The sequence below is a fragment of the Pseudoalteromonas sp. HF66 genome (assembly GCF_011806445.1).
In the GTDB taxonomy this organism is placed as follows: Bacteria; Pseudomonadota; Gammaproteobacteria; order Enterobacterales; family Alteromonadaceae; genus Pseudoalteromonas; species Pseudoalteromonas apostichopi.
The window spans coordinates 46,155-67,556 of the sequence record NZ_JAATOU010000020.1 but is presented as its reverse complement, the minus strand read 5'-3'; the positions used below and the strand labels follow the sequence as shown (position 1 = coordinate 67,556).

The window sequence follows — 21,402 nt, the reverse complement described above, 5'->3', positions numbered from 1 at the left end:
AATTATGGCTCTGGCTTTAAGCTAACCCACGAAAAGGCGGAGGCTAGCACCGTGTGGGAGTCATTATGTCTATGTGCTCTGCAGATAGGGCGTTACCAAATAAATATTCTAAAACGTTTTTTCCAAAGGCGGGTTATAAATATAACTCTCCTTTGCCCCAAAACGAGTTAATTTAAATGCTCTTAGGGCGGCTTTGAGCGAACAGCGGTCATTCAAATTAGCTTTTCTATTTCGTCAAAGTATATTGCTTGCATAGTCAGGAAAGCGACCCAATCACTCGTTTTTGTCCTGAGACAAAAGCTAGAACTGCTGCATTTTAGTAGTAATGGTAATTGGTTAAGAATTTTGCTACAAATGAATCATTCAGAAAAACGAGCGACGCTGTGGTAGAAAAATGCGCGATTTGCTCGCTATAAACATGTTAGGTTACTAATGAGTACAGATATAGAACCGATGTATATTGATTGCGGTAAGCATGGAAAGCGAGTGGCTGCCGTACTATGTGGTCATCTTGTCAAACCTGAGGGAGAGCCTCTCGGTTTCATTGAAAATTCAAGCGTTCCAAATGATCTTCAAGCTTGGTGTTATCAATGTGAGGCTGTTTTTGAGGAAGAGGACGGCAAGACAGAAAGATTCAGAGAGTTTAATCAAATGTCAGTCGTATGTGTTAACTGTTACGAACAAGCAGCACAGTATCACAATGTAGATTGAGGTTCGTAACCTAACAAGCTGTTTAAAATGGACGCCTTACTGCTTGGCTGGCGCTCATTCTTCGCTAATTTTAGCCAAGCGTAATCCGCCCATTAACAGGGCGTTAGGTTTTTAAGGAACAGTCTTTTAAGAACATGAAGAAATTGGTCAAATGGTTTAAAGAGAACATTAATGGAGTTTCTGTTGGTGTTGCAGGTCTGCAGTGGGTTCCTACTGCATCTGAAAAAAACGCAGTGAGAAAACTATTAATCTACTTAGATGACAGAAGAGTAATTTGTGATCCACCAGTTAAACCATATGGTGTGACGCTTTCACATATTGAAAATCCTAAATGGGTAACATCTTCTCTCATAGAAATACGTGGTGAAATTACTAAGTGTTTACAGGAAGCGGATTTTGGAGATGAAGCCTATGAGATTATCGATAAGTTGAGGCAGGTATGCAGAGAGTGGTTAGATCAACCAGATTCTTTTGTGATAGAGACAAACAGAGGTATCAGGATACCATCAAATGTAACCAACCTTGATCGCGTAAGGTTTTCTTTTGCTAAAGGAGTTGAATCTCTGGCTAAGTTGTATGAAGTATCTCTACCAGATAACCTGGAACAATTGTCTACTCGTATTGAAAATCAGGATAAGGTTCATTTAGATAACCTATAAAAAACCTAACAAGCCACTTAAGTCGGGACTGCTAAAAGCTTGCTCGGTTTCGCTTCGCTACACATTTTAGCAAGCTTATTATCAGCCCCTTAGTGGGGCGTTAGCATTCTAAGAGGGTACACTCATGGAAATAGATAAATTTTTAGATCAAAACCAATTTCTTATTAGACAAAAATCACCGGAAGTAGATCAAAATATAACATTAAGTAGAATTGAGTCTGACAATGTGAGTCTATATGTCGCCATCAGTCATGTGTTAGACGGGTTAGTTTACTTCTATCACCTTGGCAAGCTATTGAGTATTTATAAAAAAGATATTATTGAAGTTCTTGAAACTGATAAAGTCGTTTTTTCTCCCAATGAAAAAACAAAAACAGTAAAAATATTAGTTAATCCAAACTCTCACATATTCCCTAATGAACCAATTCATCCACTAAATCTCGACAATGGGCGACCATTCGTTATCGACAGGCCTTCCCTTACGCAAGATATAGATATTCCAAGATATACGCCGAATGAGTTAGCATGGCTCGCAAGCAATAATCTTGAGGGTGTAACGAATAGCTGTACAGTTTCGACAAACTCGGGAACATATTGTGGCCATAACACAACAAGTCCAAAATGGTCTGGCACCAACTCTAACGGGCGCCAAGATGATGGGCATAGTGACGAATACTACGGTGACGATGCAACACACGATGATCATAGTGCGGACGATTAATAATGAAGCAAGTATTAATTATTTCGCAAGAGGATGATTATCATTCAATCGCAGTAGCGAAAAAACTCGAATTACTGAATGTACCCTACACCATACTTAATAATCGAGAATTTCCAGAAAAACTAGAATTGTCTCTTTCTCTAGTGAATGGAAGTGAGTCCCTAAGTATCATTTCCGAAGATGGCGTGATAAACGTATCTGATTGTCTGGGGGTTTGGTGGAGGCGCCCTGAACCGTATAAATTGCACAGTAGTTACAAGCACCCCTCTGTACGTAGATTTGTCGCCGCAGAACTAAGTCAATCTTTTCGAGGAAGTCTTTCTACGTTTTCTAGTAATTTCATAAACCCGATTGATAATAGTCGAAGAGTTTCGTCGAAGATATATCAGCTTAAACTAGCTCAAAAATATGGGCTTAAGATTCCTAATACCATTGTTACAACAAGTCCTCGAGAGGCATCAGATTTTATTAAATCCTGCAGTTTTGACGCAATATATAAAACATTTACAGGGGCTGATTTTGGTTTTTATGAAACTAGGAAATTTAGCCAAGAAGATTTAGAAGAATTAGATAAAATCAAAAATTGCCCAATGATAATACAGGAGCATATCGAAGGGAGTTTTGATATTAGAGTAACTATTGTTGATGAACAGCTTTTTGCTGCGAAGATAATGTATAAAGAAGGAAGGCACCCAGTCGATGGTCGTATAGATAGAGTTCCTATTCACAAGCATGAACTTCCAGATGAGTTAAATCACTTGTTATTGCGTATGATTCATGCCGAAGGGTTAAGATATGCGACGGTAGATATGAGGTATAGTCAGGAAACAGGTTACGTATTTTTCGAAATCAATCCTGAGGGGCAATTTTTATGGATAGAAATCGAAACGGGGTTAGAGATTTCAATGGCAATAGCCAAGTCTTTATCAGGTCAAATGCTAACAAGTCAAAGCACACGGACACAGCATAGTTGTGCCGGTGTTTGAGACGTTACTGATTAAATACTCTAACGTGTTTTTGTCCAGTGATGAGTTATAAATATAACTCGCCTTTGCCCCTTTTCGAGTTAGCAAATTGCATATTTTGCAAATTGGTCTTGCCCCAAAATAATTCAGAGCAGATACTCTAGAGTCGAATTTGAACGAACTACGGAAGTTACCCAAAATAGAACAACTGAGTAGTTAGATAGTAGCCTCTGCATGTGTAAAAAATAAAAATTGCTTCTTAAGCCAAATTTAGGTGTAATGAGAACATAACAAGCGCTGAGCAATGCAGGGAAAGCTTACATAACACTCGCTAAGCTGATTAAATTAGCTAGGAAAGTGAGAGCCACCAAAAAGCAAATTCCCATAGCATAAACAACACCAACTCTGACACACCGAGAGGTAGCGGCACAGTCCAACAAGCGATTATGCAACACAAGCTGCATGTTGCATAAATACTAAAATGTAATGTTTCCGAGGCAGAAAATGGCTAATCTAGTAGATTTCTTGCGGCTTTATGGAGTAAATGTTGATTGCTCAAATTATAAAATTCATCTGGCTACAGGTTCTGAATACCCACCACTGGAAGCGTTCTTTGCAGGCACATTCAAAGAATGGCAGGAGAATCAGGCGCAACGAAACTTTGAATGTGAGCACGTCATTGGGCTAATCGGACTTCAATCTAATAAGTGGCTATTTGCTGGCGTTTACAGAATGCTTGGTCACGAGGTGGCTGGAGGGCGTTGCTATTACCAATCTGAAGAGCTACCAGGTCAAGATGAAATAATTGGTCGTATTATTGTCTCACATAGTAGAACTTCTAGGGCTTCGTACCTCTGGGGAACCCCTGAGACAGAAAATTCATATATCGTTAGTGAGCTGCGCGAAAAGCCAATGTCCGTAGGCGATTTTCCTGGCTACCATGCAACGACAGTTTCATATGAAGTTTTAAAAACAATTGTCTCCCAAGGCGTACAATCCTGGAAGGGTGCTCTTACCAGTCTAAAAGGTGTTTATCTCATTGTAGATACAACGAATGGCTCCAAATATGTTGGCAGCGCCCTTGGAGCGGATGGTCTTTGGCAAAGATGGGCTTCATATGTGCACACTGGCCATGGCGGCAATGTTGAGCTTCGCGCTGTCTTGAGAGAAAAAGGCGCGGAGCACGTAGAACACTTCCAATATTCCATTCTTGAGATAGCTGATTCCCATGCATCAGACGAGTATGTGCGGGAGCGTGAAAGCTACTGGAAAGAAGCTCTTTTAAGTAGAAAGTTTGGCTACAATAAAAATTAACATGGTAGAAATAAAACATAACAATCGCAGGCAATCCGACGGCTTCTCCATTGCGCCTTTGGCTCCACTGCAAAGCCGCGGTTGCTGCGGGCGTTATGTTTTCTTCAATTCTTGGCATCTAAATTTACGAATAGCTAAATGAGGTTATATGGACATTGCAGAGTTTAATTATGCGGAATCTTTGTTCTGGTTTATTATCGCCTTATGCCTATTGGTGCATGCTTTTAAGCTAGGTAAATCAGATGCTAATTTTAGAACGAGCCTTATAGCATCAATTGCATTTGTAGCTTTCGGTGTATCCGACATTATTGAGGCGCAAACAGGTGCATGGTGGCGCCTATTTAGCTTATTGGTTTTCAAAATTGGTTGTATTGTTGCGTTTTTAGTTTGTTTTATTAAATACAAAAAGATAGAGAGCAACAGGAAAACATAACAAGCCAATTAATCAGATTCACCAAGGCATGTCATGCCATTTGCTGAGCAAATCGCCCGCCAGCACTTGGTTCACTTATTATTGGGGCGTTACTGATTAAATACTCTAACGTGTTTTTGTCCAGTGATGAGTTATAAATATAACTCGCCTTTGCCCTTTTTCGAGTTAGCAAATTGCATATTTTGCAAATTGGTCTTGCCCCAAAATAATTCAGAGCAGATACTCTAGAGTCGAATTTGAACGAACTACGGAAGTTACCCAAAATAGAACAACTGAGTAGTTAGATAGTAGCCTCTGCATGTGTAAAAAATAAAAATTGCTTCTTAAGGCTAATTTAGGTGTAATGAGTACATAATAAGCACCGAGCAATGCAGCGAAAGCTTACATAATACTAGCTAAGCTGATTAAATTAGCTCAGGAAGTGAGAACCACCAAAAAGCAACTTCCCATTGTATAAACAACACCAACTCTGACACACCGAGGAGTTAGCAGCTCAGTCCAACAAGCGATTATGCAACACAGACTTCGTGTCGCATAAATACTAAAATGTTATACGAAGAGCAGGCATCAAGGATGATTTATAAGAAGTTCATGAGAGTATTCAAAGAAACGAAAGGGATGCCAAAGTTGTTCCGGTTTCAGCATTTGCTCAACTCAATTACATACTCACTGATTGTGCTTTTTGCTTTCTGGCCTTGGCCAAACGGAGAATATTCGTTAAATGGGCGCAGCCTTACTTACCAAGAATTTTGGTTAACAGGTATGGCGCCCAGCTTTCTGTTATTTAGCATACTAATCATAGCAATTTGCTTTGCTTCAGTGAATAAACACTGGGCTGGCCGCGTTGGAACTTTCCTATACTGGGCATCTATTATTGCCTTCATGACTTTTTATTCTTTAACTGGGGTTTTAATAGGTGGGGTAATAATAGCTGTTTGGGCGTACTATGTGTTCTATAGCGTTGGCATGAGGCAGTTTTTTGTTCAGTCAAACGTATAACAACCCAATTAACCCTCTCACTTCGTACGCTGGGACGCATACACGCGGGGCGGCTTCGCCATTATACCCCACATGTCTGCGCCCATTATTGGAAAGTTGGTAGCTAGGTAGAGTATGAGAGTATTTTTAACTTTCTTTGGATTGTTTATTTCAAGTTATGCCTATTCAAATGCTTCATCAGATGCTGAAAATGAAGGCGAAGCGATTGGAATAGTTTATGGGCACATTAAAGAAATGGATGTTTTTAAATTTATGTGCAATAGAAAGGCTCCTGAAGCTGGGGCTATAGTTACTGAAGCTATTGATGCATGGATGTCTAGGAATAACGCGGTTGTTACAAACCTAATGACTGGCTTAGATAGAATTTCGACAAAAGAACGAGAGCAATTGTTCGATCTTGGAAAGAAAGTTTCAAATAACTCAATAATTTTGTTTAACAAACAGAGCCAACCTGAAAAAGAAGAGTTGTGTCTGGCACTAGCAATGAAATTGAGTTCTGATTTGTATAAAAAAGAGTACCCAATAGCCTATAAGATAATGGGTAAAGGTACATAACAAGGGCTTCAAAAAGTGAGTAAATAAAGCTTGGCTTTGTTCGCTTCGCTCAGTATTTTAGCCAAGCTTAATCCGCCCATTTTACGGGTGTTAGCTTTTAAAGTAAGGATTGACTATTGAGGAAAGTTTTAGTTGTTTTAATTGTCACTTATATTGTTTATGGGTGGATTGGTTATTTTTGGGATAATTCAGAAGGATCAAATAAACTAGCTAAATTTAGTAGTCTTACTCTTGAAGATATTGTCTCAATTGAAGCGATAAATTCTGAGTATATTAATGTGACAAATTCAGCATTAAATTCTACCCAATCAAAAGAACTATTAATTAATGCTATTACTAGTGCGGAGCAAGCATCAACCGCTAAGAGACCACCCAAAAACACCAAACTATATATTAGAATTAAAACAAAAAACAACACCATAGGTTTGAATCTGATGGTTCCACTTACCAAAAGAGGTGAAATGTATTTTGTTGTTGTAGATCGGGTTTATGATGGTGAAAGTTACACTCAGAATAGTTATGGTCGCTTTATAACTACTGGGCTTTATGAATTTTTAGTTGAGGCAAAGTTAGTAAACGAGAGCTAACAAGCAATTAAACAGGGATAAAAACTTGCGGACTATTCGCTTCGCTCAATTTTACCCCACAATTTTTTAACCGTTAATATAGCGTTAGGCAATCAGGCATGTCCAAGTTTACATATTATAGAAATCTTATATTAGCTGCTGTTTGTGTTGCTCTTGGTATATCTATTAGCTATGTTCAACTAACTCAAAAAAACGGTGGCTTCCCTTATAAAGAAGAGCTGGTTAGTCGTGATGGGTATATCGATTGGGTGCAGGAGTATGATTACGGAATTCGCTTTGCATTTGTAGATGATAATTATAATTTCAACTATCCTTCTAAATCTAACGGCCAGAGTATAGTTTATGACTCATTATTCAACTCTAAAGGGAAAAGAGTTGAGGTTCTATTTGAACCTAGAGAAAGTACGAAGCCAATATATACAAATAAAGAGTTTCACGATGTATTTGAAGTCAAGATAGAGCAAAATGTAATCCGTTCCTATGCCGAATCAGAAAAGGCGTGGAAATCAGATAACCTACTTATGCCGTTTATATTGGTACTATTTTTAATTGGTGGGCCTTATATATGGTGGAAAACCAAGAAAGAGTACAAGAATGCCTAACAAGCGCATGTTGTCGGACTGCTTTTCTGCTGCGCTCCAAATCAGCCGAAAATGTGGGCGTTAAGTATATTGCAGGGAAGTATGATTAGACTTTTAGCTTTATTATTTTTTATTCTACCGTGGTGCTCAGTTGCTACTACTGATGTGGTATTTATTTCCGAGAAAATAATTACGCCTGAGCAAGCGAGTGAATTCGGTATTCACAGGCTAACCGCTGGCAATGACCAGAGCTGGAACGTATTAGTTTATCCTTCTAAAAACGCTAATAATGAGCCAGTCACAGAAGCATCAATGACATTCACTATTAAAGAAAAAGAAGTAGCATTGGTACTTCCTAAAATCAGTAATTTTGAACAGACTAGTTTCAAACGTTCAGATGTCGTTTTAGATACCAACTCTGATGTAGCTGTAAGTTTCGCAGTTACATATGGCTCTCAACGCTTGGTACTAGTTAATATTACCCACTTAAAATCGAGAGATTATGAAACGTTTGCAATGCAATATAACAAACGCCTTATCTCTGAAAATGATTAGTTGTCATGGTTTTGGAAAACAACACAAAAAGCCATGCCAACACATTGCTTGTTAAGCAGGCGTTATACATATAAAGGATTCAACTTGGTAAATATTGAAAGTACGGCAGGAATTGTTGCAACGGTAACATTATTAATACTGTTTATGTTCTTTGCTGCCAATCTAGGAATGATCGTTCTAGAGCAGAAAATATCCACAGGCAGCCTACAAGCATTTAGCTCAGGTTTGGCGAAGATGCTCAATAAAAGTGACAATCCTAATAGTTACAAGCAAGCGAGGGTTTACTTGGTTGGAAGTGCTCTATCATTTTTTGCATTCATGGCTCTTTTGGAGTTTGGCTATGCATAACAAACACACCAATGAATGGGCGGATTAAGGACAACGGAATGTCACCATCGGAAATTTTTTTAGAAGAAAGACCACCCATGGCTGAGGAATTATCCTCACTTCGAGCTGCTGTCGGATGGACTAATCCTGAGCTGTCAATTATAGAAAGCAGCATCAATTCTTCATTGTTTTGGGTTTCAATATTTCAGAGTGATCGACTCATTGCATGCGGTCGTGTTATCGGTGATGGTTTCATGTACTTTTATGTTCAAGATGTCATTGTACATCCTGAATTTCAAAAGCTTGGTTTAGGCTCAAAAATCATGCAGTCTATAAACGGTTTTCTGTCGTCAAATTGCCATTCTGGCTCAACTGTTGGATTATTGGCGGCAAAAGGGAAAGAAGATTTTTATCTCAAGCATGGTTTCGCATTGAGAAATGGTAAAGATCTAGGTTTAGGCATGTGTAGGTTTATTTAGTTACAATCCTAACAAACCGCTGTAGTCAGCCGCAAGTTTCCTGAGACAATAACACATGGGCTCAGTCGTTTCGCTCCAATTTCAGCCCATGTGTTATTGCCCCTAAGCGGAGCGTTACGAATTACAGTTGTTGGCACACAACAGCCCTTCGTTTCAACTCGCCTTTGCCCCAAAACAAGTTAGAGTAATTTTTAAATGATTGCTTTGAGCAATCAAGATACGGTCCAAGACGTTTAATGCTATTGACTCTATTCTACAAAGCGAATGTTCCGCTAACGTATTTTCTTTTTCTGAATACCTTAGTGTCAATAAAAATATTATAGTTGGCAATGCATTATGTTATTTGTTAATAATAGATTTATTAATACATGCGCGCAACATCGGCAGAAAGATGCGCGACGAGCGCACTATAAAATTGTTATATGTCTAGGGTAAGATTTGCGCATTAATTTTCCAAAGTTGAAACCGAATAAGTGGACATTGTTTAATTTAATTGTGGTGTTAGTTCTCGCCACTGCTTTTTATTACTTGGGGAAATTCACAGTAATAAGCTCGCTTCTGCTAGGTTTGTGTTGTGTTTTATTTGCTATCACTCTATTAGTTTTGAAACGGTGGAAAGCTTATATTAATTTCTTAAAGCAAGTTGGTGAAGAAATTGACCGTGATAGGTTTTATAAAGGTGGACATACGCTATCGATGGTTCCATTTGAAAAGTTACAAATAGCCGTTCATGCTCGTATGGATGACTCTGCTTTATTGATCAAAAAGGCAAATTGTTACATTGCAATTAACTTTGAGGATATTGATTCATTTGAACCAACAGAATATTTTGGACAGCCTGTCGCAAAAGTTGTTTTGGTCGGACATAAAGACTTGGTATACCCTCTTTATGTGCCATGGTCTGAAGAAATGGCACAACATAAAATTTTTGAATAAGGCATATAACAAGGCCATTATGGCAATAGGACGCAAAACGCTTGGCTTGCGCTCATTCTTCGCTGATTTTAGCCAAGCATTTGTGCGCCCCATATGGCGGCGTTACCAAATAAATACTCTAAAACGTTTTTGTCCAGATATTTATCATGCTCAACGTCTGTTCACACTCAATGATAAACTTAAGACCACGAATGGCAAAAGGCTGTCTCCTCCATATATGTTAATTACGTAACATAGAAATCATCAAACAAACTTTTTCAGCACCATTTCATAGCTTTTCGTTAGTGATCATTTAGCCAAAGGCTCCTGCAAGTCGAACTTCTAACATCAATGTAAAATGGCTCTGCATTGGTGTTATTCTTTAATGAAATCTCATCGTGCCTGAGATTCTCATTTTGAATGGCAATCGCCAAGCCTGGCGATTGCCACATAATTTGAGAATCTCAGGCAGCTACTATTATTTGGATTCAAAGAGTTGAAGATTCGAGGAAATAAGAAATTGCCACTCAATTTGAGATCCCTTATAAAATTGGCGTTCAAAATGAGATTCATAAAACACTAACCATCTGGCGTTACTGAGCCTGTAGCGGTGTTGTACTCGATTATTGAACTTGTATGCTACATATGAAGCCAGTTACTGGTCAAGTGGTTTGTAGCGCACATAAACAGGTGAAGTGGCCCAAAAATAGGGCTTTGGTGGCGGTGATTTTGACTGGCACCGAATCATAGTTAATGATGTACCTCAAATTCAACAGATACACAAAGGCTGTATACCTTTATTGTTTGGGGGATTTGAGTAATTAACACTTTCACTTATCAAGTGGTAGTCGCATGTGCGCTCTGGAGAGTTATAGAAATTATTACACTCGAAGGTTGGTTTATACTTAAACTTTCACGAGAGGAAGATATACACTTATGTGACACATCATTATTCATTTATATCACCTTCATCATTGAACATTGAGTCTATTTCTTTGTTTAGCATCGTAAAGTCTGTGGTGATTCGAGGTAAATTTGACCTGACGATAGTTGATGTTGCAGATTTTCCACTTGCTTGGTTATTTGAAGCAAATGGATCTTGTAGCGAGTCATTTTCTTCAAAATTAGTAGGCCAAGTACTGTCAATGTTATCCCATCCGCTTTTACCCGGCGTGATGCTTAATTCTAAATTTAATAGCGATAAATATTTAAGAAGGTACTTAATTCCACCATCAAAGATACCATTTTCCATTTGTGATATTTGTCTACGGCCAATATTAAGAACTTCTGACACTTTTTCTTGAGTAAGTCCTTTCGATTTACGTGCATTTTTTAATTTTTCACCGTCATACAGTTTCATAGGAGCACCTATAACGCTTCTTTTTGTTACTATATCATAACAAGGTGTAGGTTAAGTTATTATATAGTATCATTTCACTGCGTTGTTATTATATAGTAACGCAGGGCTTTTTTATGCATCTTAAAGGTGCGACTTTAATAGATTGAATAACTTGAGACAGCGTTGAGCGAAGCAAGCATTCAAAGTGCTAATGTATAAATAAGCAATTCTCGTTATGCAATTTAAGTGGCTTCTCGTAATGCTATTATATCCAATCTCGAATGAGTAAATTCTCGGTTTTAGCGTAGCCTAAACAATTGTAAATCCTTTTAGCTATGTGTAAGTTATTAATAATTAGATTATTAAAAACCGTATTTTGATAATTCTGGAAATTAACACATAGAGTGTTAACGGGAATTCTCGGTAATACGCTGTTATGTTTACTAAGGAATCAGCATGAAATGGATAGCTCCGATAATTATTTTTGCTCTTGTTGTTTTCCTTTTAAAACAAACTGAAGCACCTAGACCGCAAAACATTGTTCAAGAAACATTACCAATTGTATCTTTCAAATGTGAGGATGTTTGGCGAACTAACAACATGTTGGTAATTAGTTTCAAATTAAAATCTGGAGAATACTCGTTTAAAACGCGGCTTAAAAATTTCGATTGTGAACAATTTAATGATGAAGTAAAAATAGGCTCAATCGCTAATGTTTTATATTCTCCTGCTGGCTACAAACGTTATAGTCTGGTGTCCATTGAAATTGATGGTCAGGTTTGGGTGAAACAGTAAACATAACAAGCTGTTTAAAATGGACGCCTTACTGCTTGGCTGGCGCTCATTCTTCGCTAATTTTAGCCAAGCGTAATTCGCCCATTAACAGGGCGTTATAACCCTGTAGTATCAGTTGAACACCATGACTATTTGCAAAAAATGTAACTCCAAAATATTCCCGAAAGCTGTTCGTTCTGGTAAGTATGTTGCGTACTTTTGTCCTGTATGTGGTATTCAGCAGAAGCGATTTGGATTAAACGAACTATATATTTTGGTTGTTTGTATTTTTCATTTATGGGCATTTGCGTTTTTCGATTATCACTTTAATTCTGGCAACATAACTTGGTCACCAATTATGTTGGTTTTGATTGGGGTTTCAGTTTGTGCATTTTTAACTTTATTGTTTAGTTTGTTTAAAATAATTACCAATAATGGTGGAAACTGGAAAATTATCAATATTATGTCTTTTTCAGTATTTTCAGGGGCAATAATTCTTGCAGCATCACAGGTGTGGGGGTTATAACAAGGCAATAATGGATGGGACGCTTAAAGCTTGGCTGGCGCTTACTCTTCGCTAAGTGTAACCAAGCAAAATCCACCCATTATTCGGGCGTTACAGAATAAATACTCTATAGGTCACCTTTGAGCTATCAGATATAGTGATTCGCCTAATGTTATTGGCTCTGCTCCATAATTTGATATTGCACTAACTTTTATGTTGGTGACGACATAAATAACATTTTAGTATTTATGCAACACAAACTGCGTGTCGCATAAATACTAAAATGTTATGCATCTGGAGCACCATGAAGATTAAGCGTGAGCAAACTATATGTGAGTGGGCAGGTGTAGAACCACTAAAACCAGAAGCAGGAACGAAGCTAGGGATTGCTCTCGGTACATTGGGAAAAGAGCCAATAAATGGGCTGCGATATAACCCTAAAAACGGTACAAATGGTTGGTACATTTGGTGTGGCGAAGAAATGTCACAAGACGAAGATTTCTTTTCACCACTCCACGTAGACCACATAGAAGAGTATTTGCCAGAGGTAAAAGAGTATCTTGATTTACCGCCAGGCTATCGTTTTCTCATTGATGGTAATGACTACGAAGATGTTTGGTTTGAGCAGGAACTACTAAATGCATAACAAGGCCAAGCAGCATCGCGCACTACGTGCGCTGGACCTCGCTACGCTCGGCCGCTGTTGGCGGCGTTAGCTGTACTAGGTGAAATTTGAGCCCGTATTTTGAAATTAATTTAGAACCCAGCGTTGATTACCTTTTGTGGATGCTACCTGTTTTATTTTTGTTTGCTGTTTTTGTTAAATTACCAGCCGTTTCTGACCTTGTTTTGAGTATGGTTAAAATTTCACGAAATTGGCTTTTAACTATTTTTGGTTTGATTTTTTTCATTGGATTGTTTAGGACATACTCAGAGTTAAAACAAGATATCGATATTAAAAAACAGATCGATGCAGGTGAATTTTCACTTGTATCAGGCTGTATTCAAAGCTATCGCCTAGACGAAGTTAAGGGACATACAGCAACATTTGAAGTACAAGGGGTTGAGTTTTCATATAACAACTATACAAGAACACCTTTTTTCTATGAAAAAGAGTTACCAGGTAGAGTTATAAAAAATGGCAATTGCATAGAAATTAGCTACTTACCAATAGCTAAAGAAAACAAAATCATAAAAATCGTACAGCTAACAAAGTAATTAAACAAAGGATACAAAACAGCAGGCTTGTGCTCCTTTGTCGCTAATTTTAGCCATGCATTTATGCGCATTAGTAAGGCGTTAACTGCTTTAGGAGATTTCTGTGCACGAAATTATAGAAGCAATAAAATCTAAAAACCTAAAGGAGGTATTCTTTGGCTCCAGTGGGTTTAGCATCGCGGATGAAGCTAACCTCAATGACCTTCAGCTAGGTTACAGTGTGCATCCAGATGGCAGTGTTCTAAGTGGGCCAAACGAAGGTGATTGGCAGAAGAGCTGGGTTGTTATCGGAACCGATACCGAAGTCGGAGATCCCTTCTTCGTAGATACAAGCGAACCATTGTTGCCTGTTTATACGGCAATGCATGGTATGGGTGAGTGGAGCGCAGAGTTAGTATCTACCTCGTTGTCTTCTTTCCTTGAAGTTCTTTCCTATCTAAATGGCATCAGTAAACAGGATTTCGCGCGGATAGACCCAGATGAAAATACCATAACTGACCCTAAGGAGCTTGCTGTCATTGAGAGAAAATTACTGGAAATATCTGGTGAAAAATACTATTGGCAAAACTTTATTGAGCAGCATCAAGAATGGGTTAAGGAGTTCGGCAGTTAACAAGTCAAAGCACGCGGACATGGTAAAGCTGTCACCTTTTTTGTTCCAAAAAAGCCGCCAACTTCACCATGCCGGTGTTTGAGGCGTTACTGAATAAATACTCTAACGTGTTTTTGGCCAAAACTAAGTCTGCTCGCAAAGTTACTTTTCTTGCTAAATTAATAAGCCGTAGCATTGATTAGGGGCAACTTAACAAGCGTTTGTTGCTAGCACTTGCGGTGCTGGTAACTTCGTTCCGCTTCGCTTTATTACAGCCCAAAGTGTTGTCGATATAAGCTTTTATGACCGAATTAGTTTTAGCCTCAACCTTCAGGTCAACTGTTAATGCTGAATCGACATCAATACTCTAGAGACTTTTCAATCGTTCTTGATGTCGATTTAATAAACTCAAAAACTCAGCGGTGTAACTAATCATGTGGCAGTTGGAGTAGCATTTGCTTAGTTAGTTGCGCTTTTTGTAACTTCACAATTTCATTATACGAACAAAACTTTAGAGAAAAATCATGGTCCCATGGGAGCTTTTTAATTATTCCATCCTCACGAAGTGACAATAGTTTTTTTTCAGTTAAACCGGTTAGTTTACTGGCTTCTGATAGGGTTAATTTTTGGAGCGTAGACTGGGATTTTAGCGCTTTTATAAGTTCTAATAGACAATCAGGGTCCACCCTAAGAGACGTTAGGATGTCATAAGAGGGTAGATAACTCGTTGCTAAGCGTTGTGTTAGTATTGCTTCCAGTATTTTACCTACAGTTATATTTGACGCATGTAGGAGCGGCATAAGCTCTTTAAGCGTTGGCATCTGTTGGAGGGTAGTGTTAAATGACAGTGCGTTAAATGCAGGGCTTATGTCAACTACTACGCCCTTATTGAGGTTTGCGGCTGAGGTAGTAATGATTAGTTCGAATTGCTGAAGCTGTTTTAGTTCAAACAATTCAACTCCGAATAACTGCATAGCGACATCAGCATGAGTCAATAGTGGCGGAACTGAACAATTTGACCCAGCGGCATTGTCATACTCACATTGCGCTAGTTGCTTGAATGCTTCATTTGCAGGCCAATTTTTAGACTTTAGATGACGTTGCAATAAGGCTATGGGGATAGTGCGAAAGGTAATTGGCAATTGGTGAGAAAAGTTACTCATCGTCTTCGCTAACCACATTTTTGCGCGCCTTTCCTGAGTCAATAATTCGAACCCGTCCTCGATGATTGACCGGATGTGATAGCACTTAGCAAACGTGTGCGTTTTGATGGACAGTTTATGTGGATTGCGAGCAAAGATACCTGCGAATAGACAGTCACTTAAGTCTTGTGGTGGCAGTGAATCGGGTAATACTGATTGGCATGCGTGCAGGGGGCGCTGGCACGACGCATTCGTGCATCGCGCATTAAGTAAATCTACATCCCAGTGAAGCGGATGGGTGCAATGACTGCACGTATCGATGAGCACATCATTGTGTTTGTCGCATCGGTAAATGAAAGGGGATTGGTGGCTGACTGGAATTACATTATCTTGCGCAATGCATGTAAGGCAAATGCGCGGCAATATGCTGTGTGGTTTTTTAAATAGCACACAGCGAACACTTGCTTGACCCACTGATGCTGTATCTGGGAGAAGTGCGTCGAGTTCGAATATGCCCGACTTTAGTCCTTTGGCGAGTCTCAGTATTACTGGATCGCTTAACATGTCTCGGATGGTGGTGAAGCCATTGCGTTTGGCGAGGCGTAAGCAATAGCCGATGATGCTCTCTTGAGGTTTGCAACAAGGTGTGACGGCAAACTGCATACTAATCCTCAGCTTCAAGTTGTTTAAAGTAGTCTTGTTTCACGCATTGCATGGCCTCATCGACCTCGTCTGCGTCCATTTGTTCGGTATCAAAAGGGTTAATTGCGCGTTTAGAGGTGAGCAAAAAGCGTTCGCTGAGATAAGCTAACAACTGAGGTGTGTCTTCAATGTGGTTGGGACGCTCTTCATCGAGAAACAAATCTTCAAGGGTTGAAAATGCGCGCTCTGTGTAAGCTAAGTAAATCCGGTCAAACAGTTCTTTGTCGTCTGGTACCTCCAATTCTCTGAAGCCAATTTTTTGAACGAAGTAGTTCGTGACACGTATCCACTGGGGAGAGCGAGGCTCAATGCGATCGAGTTTGACTGGTCGCAGCATGCGACGAGATAGTTGCTCATTATCGTCTACAGTATTTTCGCAGGCGCCAAATGCAAGCAAATGCATTGCACGCGTGCTGCCAACAAATACAAAGCTAGTCTGCAAATCTTCCGCGTCTATTAATGCACACAGAAATTTCAACATCTCTAACGCGCGTTGTCCGTCTGTTTTAGGAAGCACTTGTTGGATTTCATCAATGATGAATAACTCAATGCACTTTTCTCGAACGAGTGTTTTGAATTGATGTAGTAAGACACCCGCACGCGGTTTGCCTTTGGGCGGCGTTTGGCCAAGAGCAATAATGAGTATGCACAGCAGGTCGTCGGGGGTTTTCTTTGACTCATCGAGTCGACAATAAAAGACTGGCGCTTTAAGCACCTCCGTGGTTTTGATTGTTGGAAATAGTGATAGATATTGTTTTACAGTGAATGTTTTTCCTTCACCGCTGCCGCCATATAGCAGCAGCGCTCGCTTACCTGAAACGCGCTGATGTAGTTTATGCACAGCGTGAAGAAACTTCCACGCCTTGCGCAAACTGTCGTGAGGGACAAGTGAGGTCGGCATATCTTGTGTTGTTTTTACTACCATTGCGAATTATCTCGCCTCTTTCTGTTTTTCTTGGTTTTTTTGCTTTGAGTCCAATCGCTTGTTGGCCCTTCGTTTGCTTGTTGAGCTTCGCGCTGAGTAAGCGCAGTGTGGGCATCAGGGAGTGATGCAGATTGACTTTCACTTAAATGTGACTGCTCGACACGCGCTTCGGCGCTGAGTGACCGCGTATTGTTTTCTTCAAAACTGGCTGCCTTTGTGCCTGAACGCTTAGACTTGTTGCTGTGCTTCGGTTTGCGCAGCTTATCTACATCTCCAACCAACTTGCCACGCGGTGGCTCAGCATAATCGCTGTAAATCCCAAATGACTTTGGTTTTAATCCAGCGAGCTCTTCGTATGATATACGTTCAGCATCGGGGTCTAAGTCGCGGTTGTAAGCCAACACTTCTTTGTGTGAATTTTCACCAGGTATAAGCGCGGTAACAGACACGGTTCTTGCGTCAAATGGGTTGTAGTGCACTGCGACCTTCGGGGCTTTGCCGCTACTTTTGTCTTTATATAAACTTATTTGCTGGAACAGCGACTTCAAATCTGGGCTGGCGAAATCGTGACCATGTAATCTTACTGAGCCGCGTTTATCGAGTCTGTTTGAGCCTTGTTTTACAAATACGTTGAAAGCCGGTGCCATGGCTTCATAATCAGGCAATGCTTGAAGAGACACATGGTGATGCGCGTGCATTGAGTCGTTCCACATCTCAGTTGGCGAGCGATTAGTTTGACCATGACTCCTATTGCTGTACTCGACCAGGTACCGGTGTAACTGGTCTTTAAACTGACTGACAGTGAGTCGTGCTTCTTTTGGAAGATTAACACCCACATCGGCGGCGGTGCGTTTTGCATAGTAACCAGGGATGCCAACATGTGCCTGCCCATCGCTGTCAAAAATTGTCCATCCCTTGAAAAACTGTTTACGCATCACGCTGAAGAAAGACTCGATAAAAGGTTTGGCTTGCGGCTTCAATGCAGGTGTGTGGATGAGCGAGCTTTTGAGTCGTTTTACAATTTCTCGGACAATATTATTGTTAAAGCCAGGGCCGTTATCAATCACGTAATTCACTGCATTACCTTGGCCTATCAACTGACTGTCTTTTAAGAGCATATTTTGAAAGAGATTTACCACATTTTCTTTGTTTTCAGCTTCGCCAATCTCAACGACAACAGAGACTGGCAGTCGTGAATAACAGTCAATAGCGACCAGTAAACTCACTTTTTCAGTGGCTTTCCCCGTATCATCATCGATGAGGCATAGATTCAATGTGATGCGGTCCATTTCAACACGTTGCAACGCATAATTCTGTCGGTATTTTCGTGTGAGAGTCAGTAAAAGCTGATTTCGTTGTGCTTCATTTGCCGACTCGTATTCATGGTCAAATGCTTTGAGTTCATCGATTCTTCGACGAAATGTCCGCTCGCTTGCAATGTGCGCTGGTCGTCGCTCAAGCGGCATGCGTTCGATATGTTCGCAATAGGCTGTATAGTGCCCGCGCTTTTGCTCTGATTTAGACCCATTGAATGTATTTGATAAAAAGCTCAAAAGAACAGATTCTGAATAACTGTCGAGACGCACTTTGCAATCGCGCGATTTCGAGGCCAGTGCATCATCTTCTTTGAGTGATTGGACCCACGTTTTGTACCAGCGCGAGATGGTTGAGCGTCCTGGGTGGCCCTTGCCACCGAGCTGTGGATTGGCACTTTGAGTATCTGGATGGCGTTTTTCAACTTCCTTTATCAAGATATTATAGGTCGATAGCGTCGTGTGATTCAGCCCACGCTCGGTTACGAGCTGATGCAGTGTGTGAATGTATTTAACACGTAAGTCACGCACACGAATTTGAGGCTCTGTCAGCGTTGGTCTGGGCGTGAAATCAAGCGCCGGCTGCAACTCACAACATTGCAGTTTATTTTTGAACTCCTCCACCGATAGAGGTAGAGCCGTTGAGGGGTTATTATCTTCTTGGAGAATAACTTTATAGGGGTCTTCATATAGTAAAGAGACTGAACGCCCGTCGTCAAAGTTCAGTTTACCCCCAATCCCTATGCCGAACATGAGCCACCTCCGCGAACTTTTTGATTAGCAGTTAAGATAGTTTCGCTCGACAAGCAGTTGCGTAGGTCTGTGTCATACCAGGCGTCAATAATCAGCTTGTAAGCGAGCGATAGGGGCGCGTCATCTCTCTCTGCAAGGCAAGAAACGAGCTCACCGAGCGTTAGACTGTGCGGCAAATCACACAGTAGCAAATCATCCGGAATCACATCCGCAGCAATAAAGAGCATTTGCTCATAAGCCCGTGTGCAACCAAGGTTTATGTAACGCTCTGTGACCAACTCAATTGGGCGGTCTGTGGTTTTGACAGAATAAGCAGAGAACTTTTTAAGCTTCTGTGCATACTCGGCGTCGACGCGAGAAGACTGGTGTACTTCAATGTATTTGCCCCGGCCACTGTGATACACAACCAAAAAGTCGGGCGTGTACGATAGCCCATCACATGACATGGTTTCAGGCTGGCTCGCATAGCTTTTAACGTTCGGGTCTAATTCCAAACCTCGCGCAAAGGCGGCTTCTAAAGCGCTCTCTAGCTTAACCGCGCATTGATTCTTGGGAGAGTACATACGAATTATGTGACGCCCGCGATGTTTGTTCGCTTTATAATGAGTCATAGCAACCCCCTAAAAGCGCATCAATCCATTTCATTCTTGCTGTCTCTTTTTTCAAAATAGAACAGCGGGAAGTTAACAGGTCTTGAATTTTTACAACATTAAGCGTTTGAAAGTTTAATGGAAATTTGGGCTTTCGGAGGCTCTTTTTTTGTCTCGCAGCAGGGTAAATTGACGCAAAATGAGCGCGAAGAGGAAGAAATGATGAGCGAAATTGCTCATAAAATTGGGACGATTGCATGGTCTGACCACCTTTCGATTACAGACGAAACAATCTGAATTATACCTTACTCTTGTCGTTTCCAAATGTCACGAATAATTGGTTAAAAAATAGCAAGGTCATGATTTTTAATGGTAATAATTGGTTTTTTATGAGTTTGTAACTGACATTTTACCGGAATGCTATGGCCATAAATACGCTGATTTTGGGGGCTCCTACACCAAAAATGCGTTTTACAGCAATTATAAGTGCTGTTTTTGTGTGCCAAAAAGAGGGGATGGCCAAATACGTTTCATATTTTTTCATCAAAGAACAGAGATGCCCCTTGTTCAGACCTCGATGATATGAGCCAGCGCAAAGCATAATTATCGTGGTACTTCAATTATGAGAGAGAAACATTCGGGGTACTTTGAAAATCAGCGATGAGCGTATTTTCTATTTCTGAATACCTTTAGTGTTAATAAGAATATTATAGTTGGCATTGCATTACGTTATTTGTTAAAAATAGATTTATTAATACATGTGCGTAACATCGGCAGGATGGTGCGCGATGGGTGAACTACAAAGTTGTTATATTTTAATGGGTTAGAGAAATATGATCGATGCAATTTGCTTTAAGGATATCGTAGATTCAGTAAATCAAAATCTCAAATCTTTACCAATAAGAGGAGTATGCTTCGATTCTGTTGATCCTGTAACATCTAAAGCAATGGAAGAAATTAATAGTAAAATTAAAAAGCATGTACTTGTAGCTATTCTTTTTTGCAATCCCAAGACTGACTTTTGCCAAAAAGAGATTCTTGCATCCTTAAGTTATTTACATCACCGTTCAAAGCATCATATTAATATATTTTGTTGTGGCTACGGCGCATATTGGCCTGAGCATAAATATCCTGATTTAGAGATTGTAACTAGCATTGGTGGTACAGAGTGGTACTACAGCGACAATGCGTTTGTTGAAGCTATTGAAGCATTTGAAAATACTACAAAGTGGAAATATAGCGGTGAAAATGAATTGTTACTGTTGGATGTTAGCCCTTCGAATGAGAGTTATAGCTTAAATATAAATAGTGCAATTGTTTGTAATCTTGAACGTATGAAATTGGATAAAGCGTTTAGCTCGGTACGCTCCTTACTTGAAGATATAATACGTTATGCTTCTAGCACCAATGCAAATGATGCATGGGAATTTAGTGACATAAAGGGTGGTGAGCTTGCTGTAGATTTTTTAAAAAATACAATATTAAGTTTTCTTCCTAAGCAATTACAAGTTTCATATAAAAAAGCGGAAAGTTACGCAATAAAAAAAATATAACAAGGCAATTAAGTCGGAAAATTAACAGTTGGCTTTTTCCGCTTCGCTTCAAATTTTAGCCAACGGTAAATTTCCGCTCATTACGGCATAAAGATCCGCCCTTGGCACAGAGTCATCCTTCGGCGCTAAATTGTTTCTGTCCAGAGGCGGGTTATTATATAACTCGTCTCTGACCTATTCCGAGCTAACGTAAAT

25 protein-coding genes are annotated in these 21,402 nt (G+C 39.9%); 20 read left to right on the top strand and 5 right to left on the bottom strand.

The annotated features are described in order from the left end of the window. Window positions 1-432 precede the first annotated feature (432 nt). The 13 genes from HCZ11_RS16535 (at window position 433) to HCZ11_RS16475 (ending at window position 9,822) form a co-directional block, all read left to right on the top strand. Window positions 433-711: a hypothetical protein gene (locus tag HCZ11_RS16535; RefSeq protein ID WP_167658973.1), complete on the top strand. Its 279-nt coding sequence runs from the start codon at window positions 433-435 to the stop codon at window positions 709-711. Between the two features lie 134 nt (window positions 712-845). Next, window positions 846-1,370: a DUF6650 family protein gene (locus HCZ11_RS16530; protein ID WP_167658972.1), complete on the top strand. Its 525-nt coding sequence runs from the start codon at window positions 846-848 to the stop codon at window positions 1,368-1,370. Between the two features lie 124 nt (window positions 1,371-1,494). After that, complete coding sequence (locus HCZ11_RS16525; protein WP_167658970.1) at window positions 1,495-2,091, top strand: hypothetical protein; 597 nt, start codon at window positions 1,495-1,497, stop codon at window positions 2,089-2,091. Window positions 2,092-2,093: 2 nt separating this feature from the next. After that, a complete protein-coding gene (locus HCZ11_RS16520; protein ID WP_167658968.1) occupies window positions 2,094-3,077 on the top strand; it encodes an MvdC/MvdD family ATP grasp protein in 984 nt (327 codons plus the stop codon). 483 nt (window positions 3,078-3,560) lie between these two features. Then, window positions 3,561-4,370 carry a GIY-YIG nuclease family protein gene (locus HCZ11_RS16515; RefSeq protein ID WP_167658967.1) on the top strand — a complete coding sequence of 270 codons (810 nt, stop codon included), beginning with the start codon at window positions 3,561-3,563 and terminating at the stop codon, window positions 4,368-4,370. Between the two features lie 148 nt (window positions 4,371-4,518). Beyond that, complete coding sequence (locus HCZ11_RS16510; protein ID WP_167658965.1) at window positions 4,519-4,803, top strand: hypothetical protein; 285 nt, start codon at window positions 4,519-4,521, stop codon at window positions 4,801-4,803. 1,113 nt (window positions 4,804-5,916) lie between these two features. After that, complete coding sequence (locus HCZ11_RS16505; RefSeq protein WP_167658964.1) at window positions 5,917-6,357, top strand: hypothetical protein; 441 nt, start codon at window positions 5,917-5,919, stop codon at window positions 6,355-6,357. A 116-nt stretch (window positions 6,358-6,473) separates the two neighbouring features. After that, a complete protein-coding gene (locus tag HCZ11_RS16500) occupies window positions 6,474-6,944 on the top strand; it encodes a hypothetical protein (RefSeq protein WP_167658962.1) in 471 nt (156 codons plus the stop codon). Window positions 6,945-7,042: 98 nt separating this feature from the next. Next, the gene (locus tag HCZ11_RS16495) at window positions 7,043-7,546 is read left to right on the top strand and encodes a hypothetical protein (protein ID WP_167658961.1); all 504 of its coding nucleotides are present in this window, start codon (window positions 7,043-7,045) and stop codon (window positions 7,544-7,546) included. Between the two features lie 81 nt (window positions 7,547-7,627). Then, complete coding sequence (locus HCZ11_RS16490) at window positions 7,628-8,080, top strand: hypothetical protein (protein WP_055021985.1); 453 nt, start codon at window positions 7,628-7,630, stop codon at window positions 8,078-8,080. An 84-nt stretch (window positions 8,081-8,164) separates the two neighbouring features. Further along, the gene (locus tag HCZ11_RS16485) at window positions 8,165-8,428 is read left to right on the top strand and encodes a hypothetical protein (protein ID WP_167658960.1); all 264 of its coding nucleotides are present in this window, start codon (window positions 8,165-8,167) and stop codon (window positions 8,426-8,428) included. A gap of 38 nt (window positions 8,429-8,466) precedes the next feature. Then, entirely contained in the window at window positions 8,467-8,886 is a 420-nt protein-coding gene (locus HCZ11_RS16480; RefSeq protein WP_167658959.1) for a GNAT family N-acetyltransferase, read from the top strand. Between the two features lie 438 nt (window positions 8,887-9,324). Continuing rightward, the gene (locus HCZ11_RS16475; RefSeq protein WP_167658957.1) at window positions 9,325-9,822 is read left to right on the top strand and encodes a hypothetical protein; all 498 of its coding nucleotides are present in this window, start codon (window positions 9,325-9,327) and stop codon (window positions 9,820-9,822) included. Window positions 9,823-10,750: 928 nt separating this feature from the next. Here HCZ11_RS16475 and HCZ11_RS16470 read toward each other — a convergent pair. Beyond that, entirely contained in the window at window positions 10,751-11,161 is a 411-nt protein-coding gene (locus HCZ11_RS16470) for a RodZ family helix-turn-helix domain-containing protein (protein WP_167658956.1), read from the bottom strand. A gap of 435 nt (window positions 11,162-11,596) precedes the next feature. On the opposite strand from HCZ11_RS16470, the gene HCZ11_RS16465 reads away from it, so the two are divergent. From HCZ11_RS16465 to HCZ11_RS16445, 5 genes are all read left to right on the top strand, one after another. Continuing rightward, window positions 11,597-11,935, top strand: a complete 339-nt coding sequence (locus HCZ11_RS16465) for a hypothetical protein (RefSeq protein WP_167658954.1) — start codon at window positions 11,597-11,599, stop codon at window positions 11,933-11,935. 124 nt (window positions 11,936-12,059) lie between these two features. Beyond that, the gene (locus HCZ11_RS16460; protein WP_167658953.1) at window positions 12,060-12,440 is read left to right on the top strand and encodes a hypothetical protein; all 381 of its coding nucleotides are present in this window, start codon (window positions 12,060-12,062) and stop codon (window positions 12,438-12,440) included. A 283-nt stretch (window positions 12,441-12,723) separates the two neighbouring features. Continuing rightward, window positions 12,724-13,065: a hypothetical protein gene (locus tag HCZ11_RS16455; protein WP_167658951.1), complete on the top strand. Its 342-nt coding sequence runs from the start codon at window positions 12,724-12,726 to the stop codon at window positions 13,063-13,065. A gap of 86 nt (window positions 13,066-13,151) precedes the next feature. After that, a complete protein-coding gene (locus tag HCZ11_RS16450) occupies window positions 13,152-13,637 on the top strand; it encodes a hypothetical protein (protein WP_167658950.1) in 486 nt (161 codons plus the stop codon). Window positions 13,638-13,740: 103 nt separating this feature from the next. Beyond that, the gene (locus HCZ11_RS16445; RefSeq protein WP_167658949.1) at window positions 13,741-14,250 is read left to right on the top strand and encodes a hypothetical protein; all 510 of its coding nucleotides are present in this window, start codon (window positions 13,741-13,743) and stop codon (window positions 14,248-14,250) included. Between the two features lie 407 nt (window positions 14,251-14,657). On the opposite strand, the gene HCZ11_RS16440 is transcribed toward HCZ11_RS16445, so the two are convergent. Genes HCZ11_RS16440 through HCZ11_RS16425 form a run of 4 tightly spaced genes read right to left on the bottom strand, consistent with a single transcriptional unit; the run spans window position 14,658 to window position 19,558 of the window. Next, the gene (locus tag HCZ11_RS16440; protein WP_167658948.1) at window positions 14,658-16,034 is read right to left on the bottom strand and encodes a hypothetical protein; all 1,377 of its coding nucleotides are present in this window, start codon (window positions 16,032-16,034) and stop codon (window positions 14,658-14,660) included. A gap of 1 nt (window position 16,035) precedes the next feature. Then, window positions 16,036-16,998 (bottom strand): AAA family ATPase, encoded by a 963-nt coding sequence (locus tag HCZ11_RS16435; RefSeq protein ID WP_167658947.1) that lies wholly within the window; start codon window positions 16,996-16,998, stop codon window positions 16,036-16,038. Continuing rightward, entirely contained in the window at window positions 16,992-19,064 is a 2,073-nt protein-coding gene (locus tag HCZ11_RS16430; protein ID WP_167658945.1) for a transposase family protein, read from the bottom strand. The genes HCZ11_RS16435 and HCZ11_RS16430 overlap by 7 nt, the downstream gene beginning before the upstream one ends. Continuing rightward, window positions 19,052-19,558: a TnsA endonuclease N-terminal domain-containing protein gene (locus tag HCZ11_RS16425; protein WP_167658944.1), complete on the bottom strand. Its 507-nt coding sequence runs from the start codon at window positions 19,556-19,558 to the stop codon at window positions 19,052-19,054. The genes HCZ11_RS16430 and HCZ11_RS16425 overlap by 13 nt, the downstream gene beginning before the upstream one ends. Window positions 19,559-19,792: 234 nt before the next feature. Here HCZ11_RS16425 and HCZ11_RS16420 point away from each other — a divergent pair, with 234 nt between their 5' ends. Both HCZ11_RS16420 and HCZ11_RS16415 read left to right on the top strand, forming a co-directional pair. Then, window positions 19,793-19,951 carry a hypothetical protein gene (locus tag HCZ11_RS16420; RefSeq protein ID WP_167658943.1) on the top strand — a complete coding sequence of 53 codons (159 nt, stop codon included), beginning with the start codon at window positions 19,793-19,795 and terminating at the stop codon, window positions 19,949-19,951. A gap of 536 nt (window positions 19,952-20,487) precedes the next feature. After that, window positions 20,488-21,207 carry a hypothetical protein gene (locus HCZ11_RS16415; protein WP_167658942.1) on the top strand — a complete coding sequence of 240 codons (720 nt, stop codon included), beginning with the start codon at window positions 20,488-20,490 and terminating at the stop codon, window positions 21,205-21,207. Window positions 21,208-21,402 lie beyond the last annotated feature (195 nt).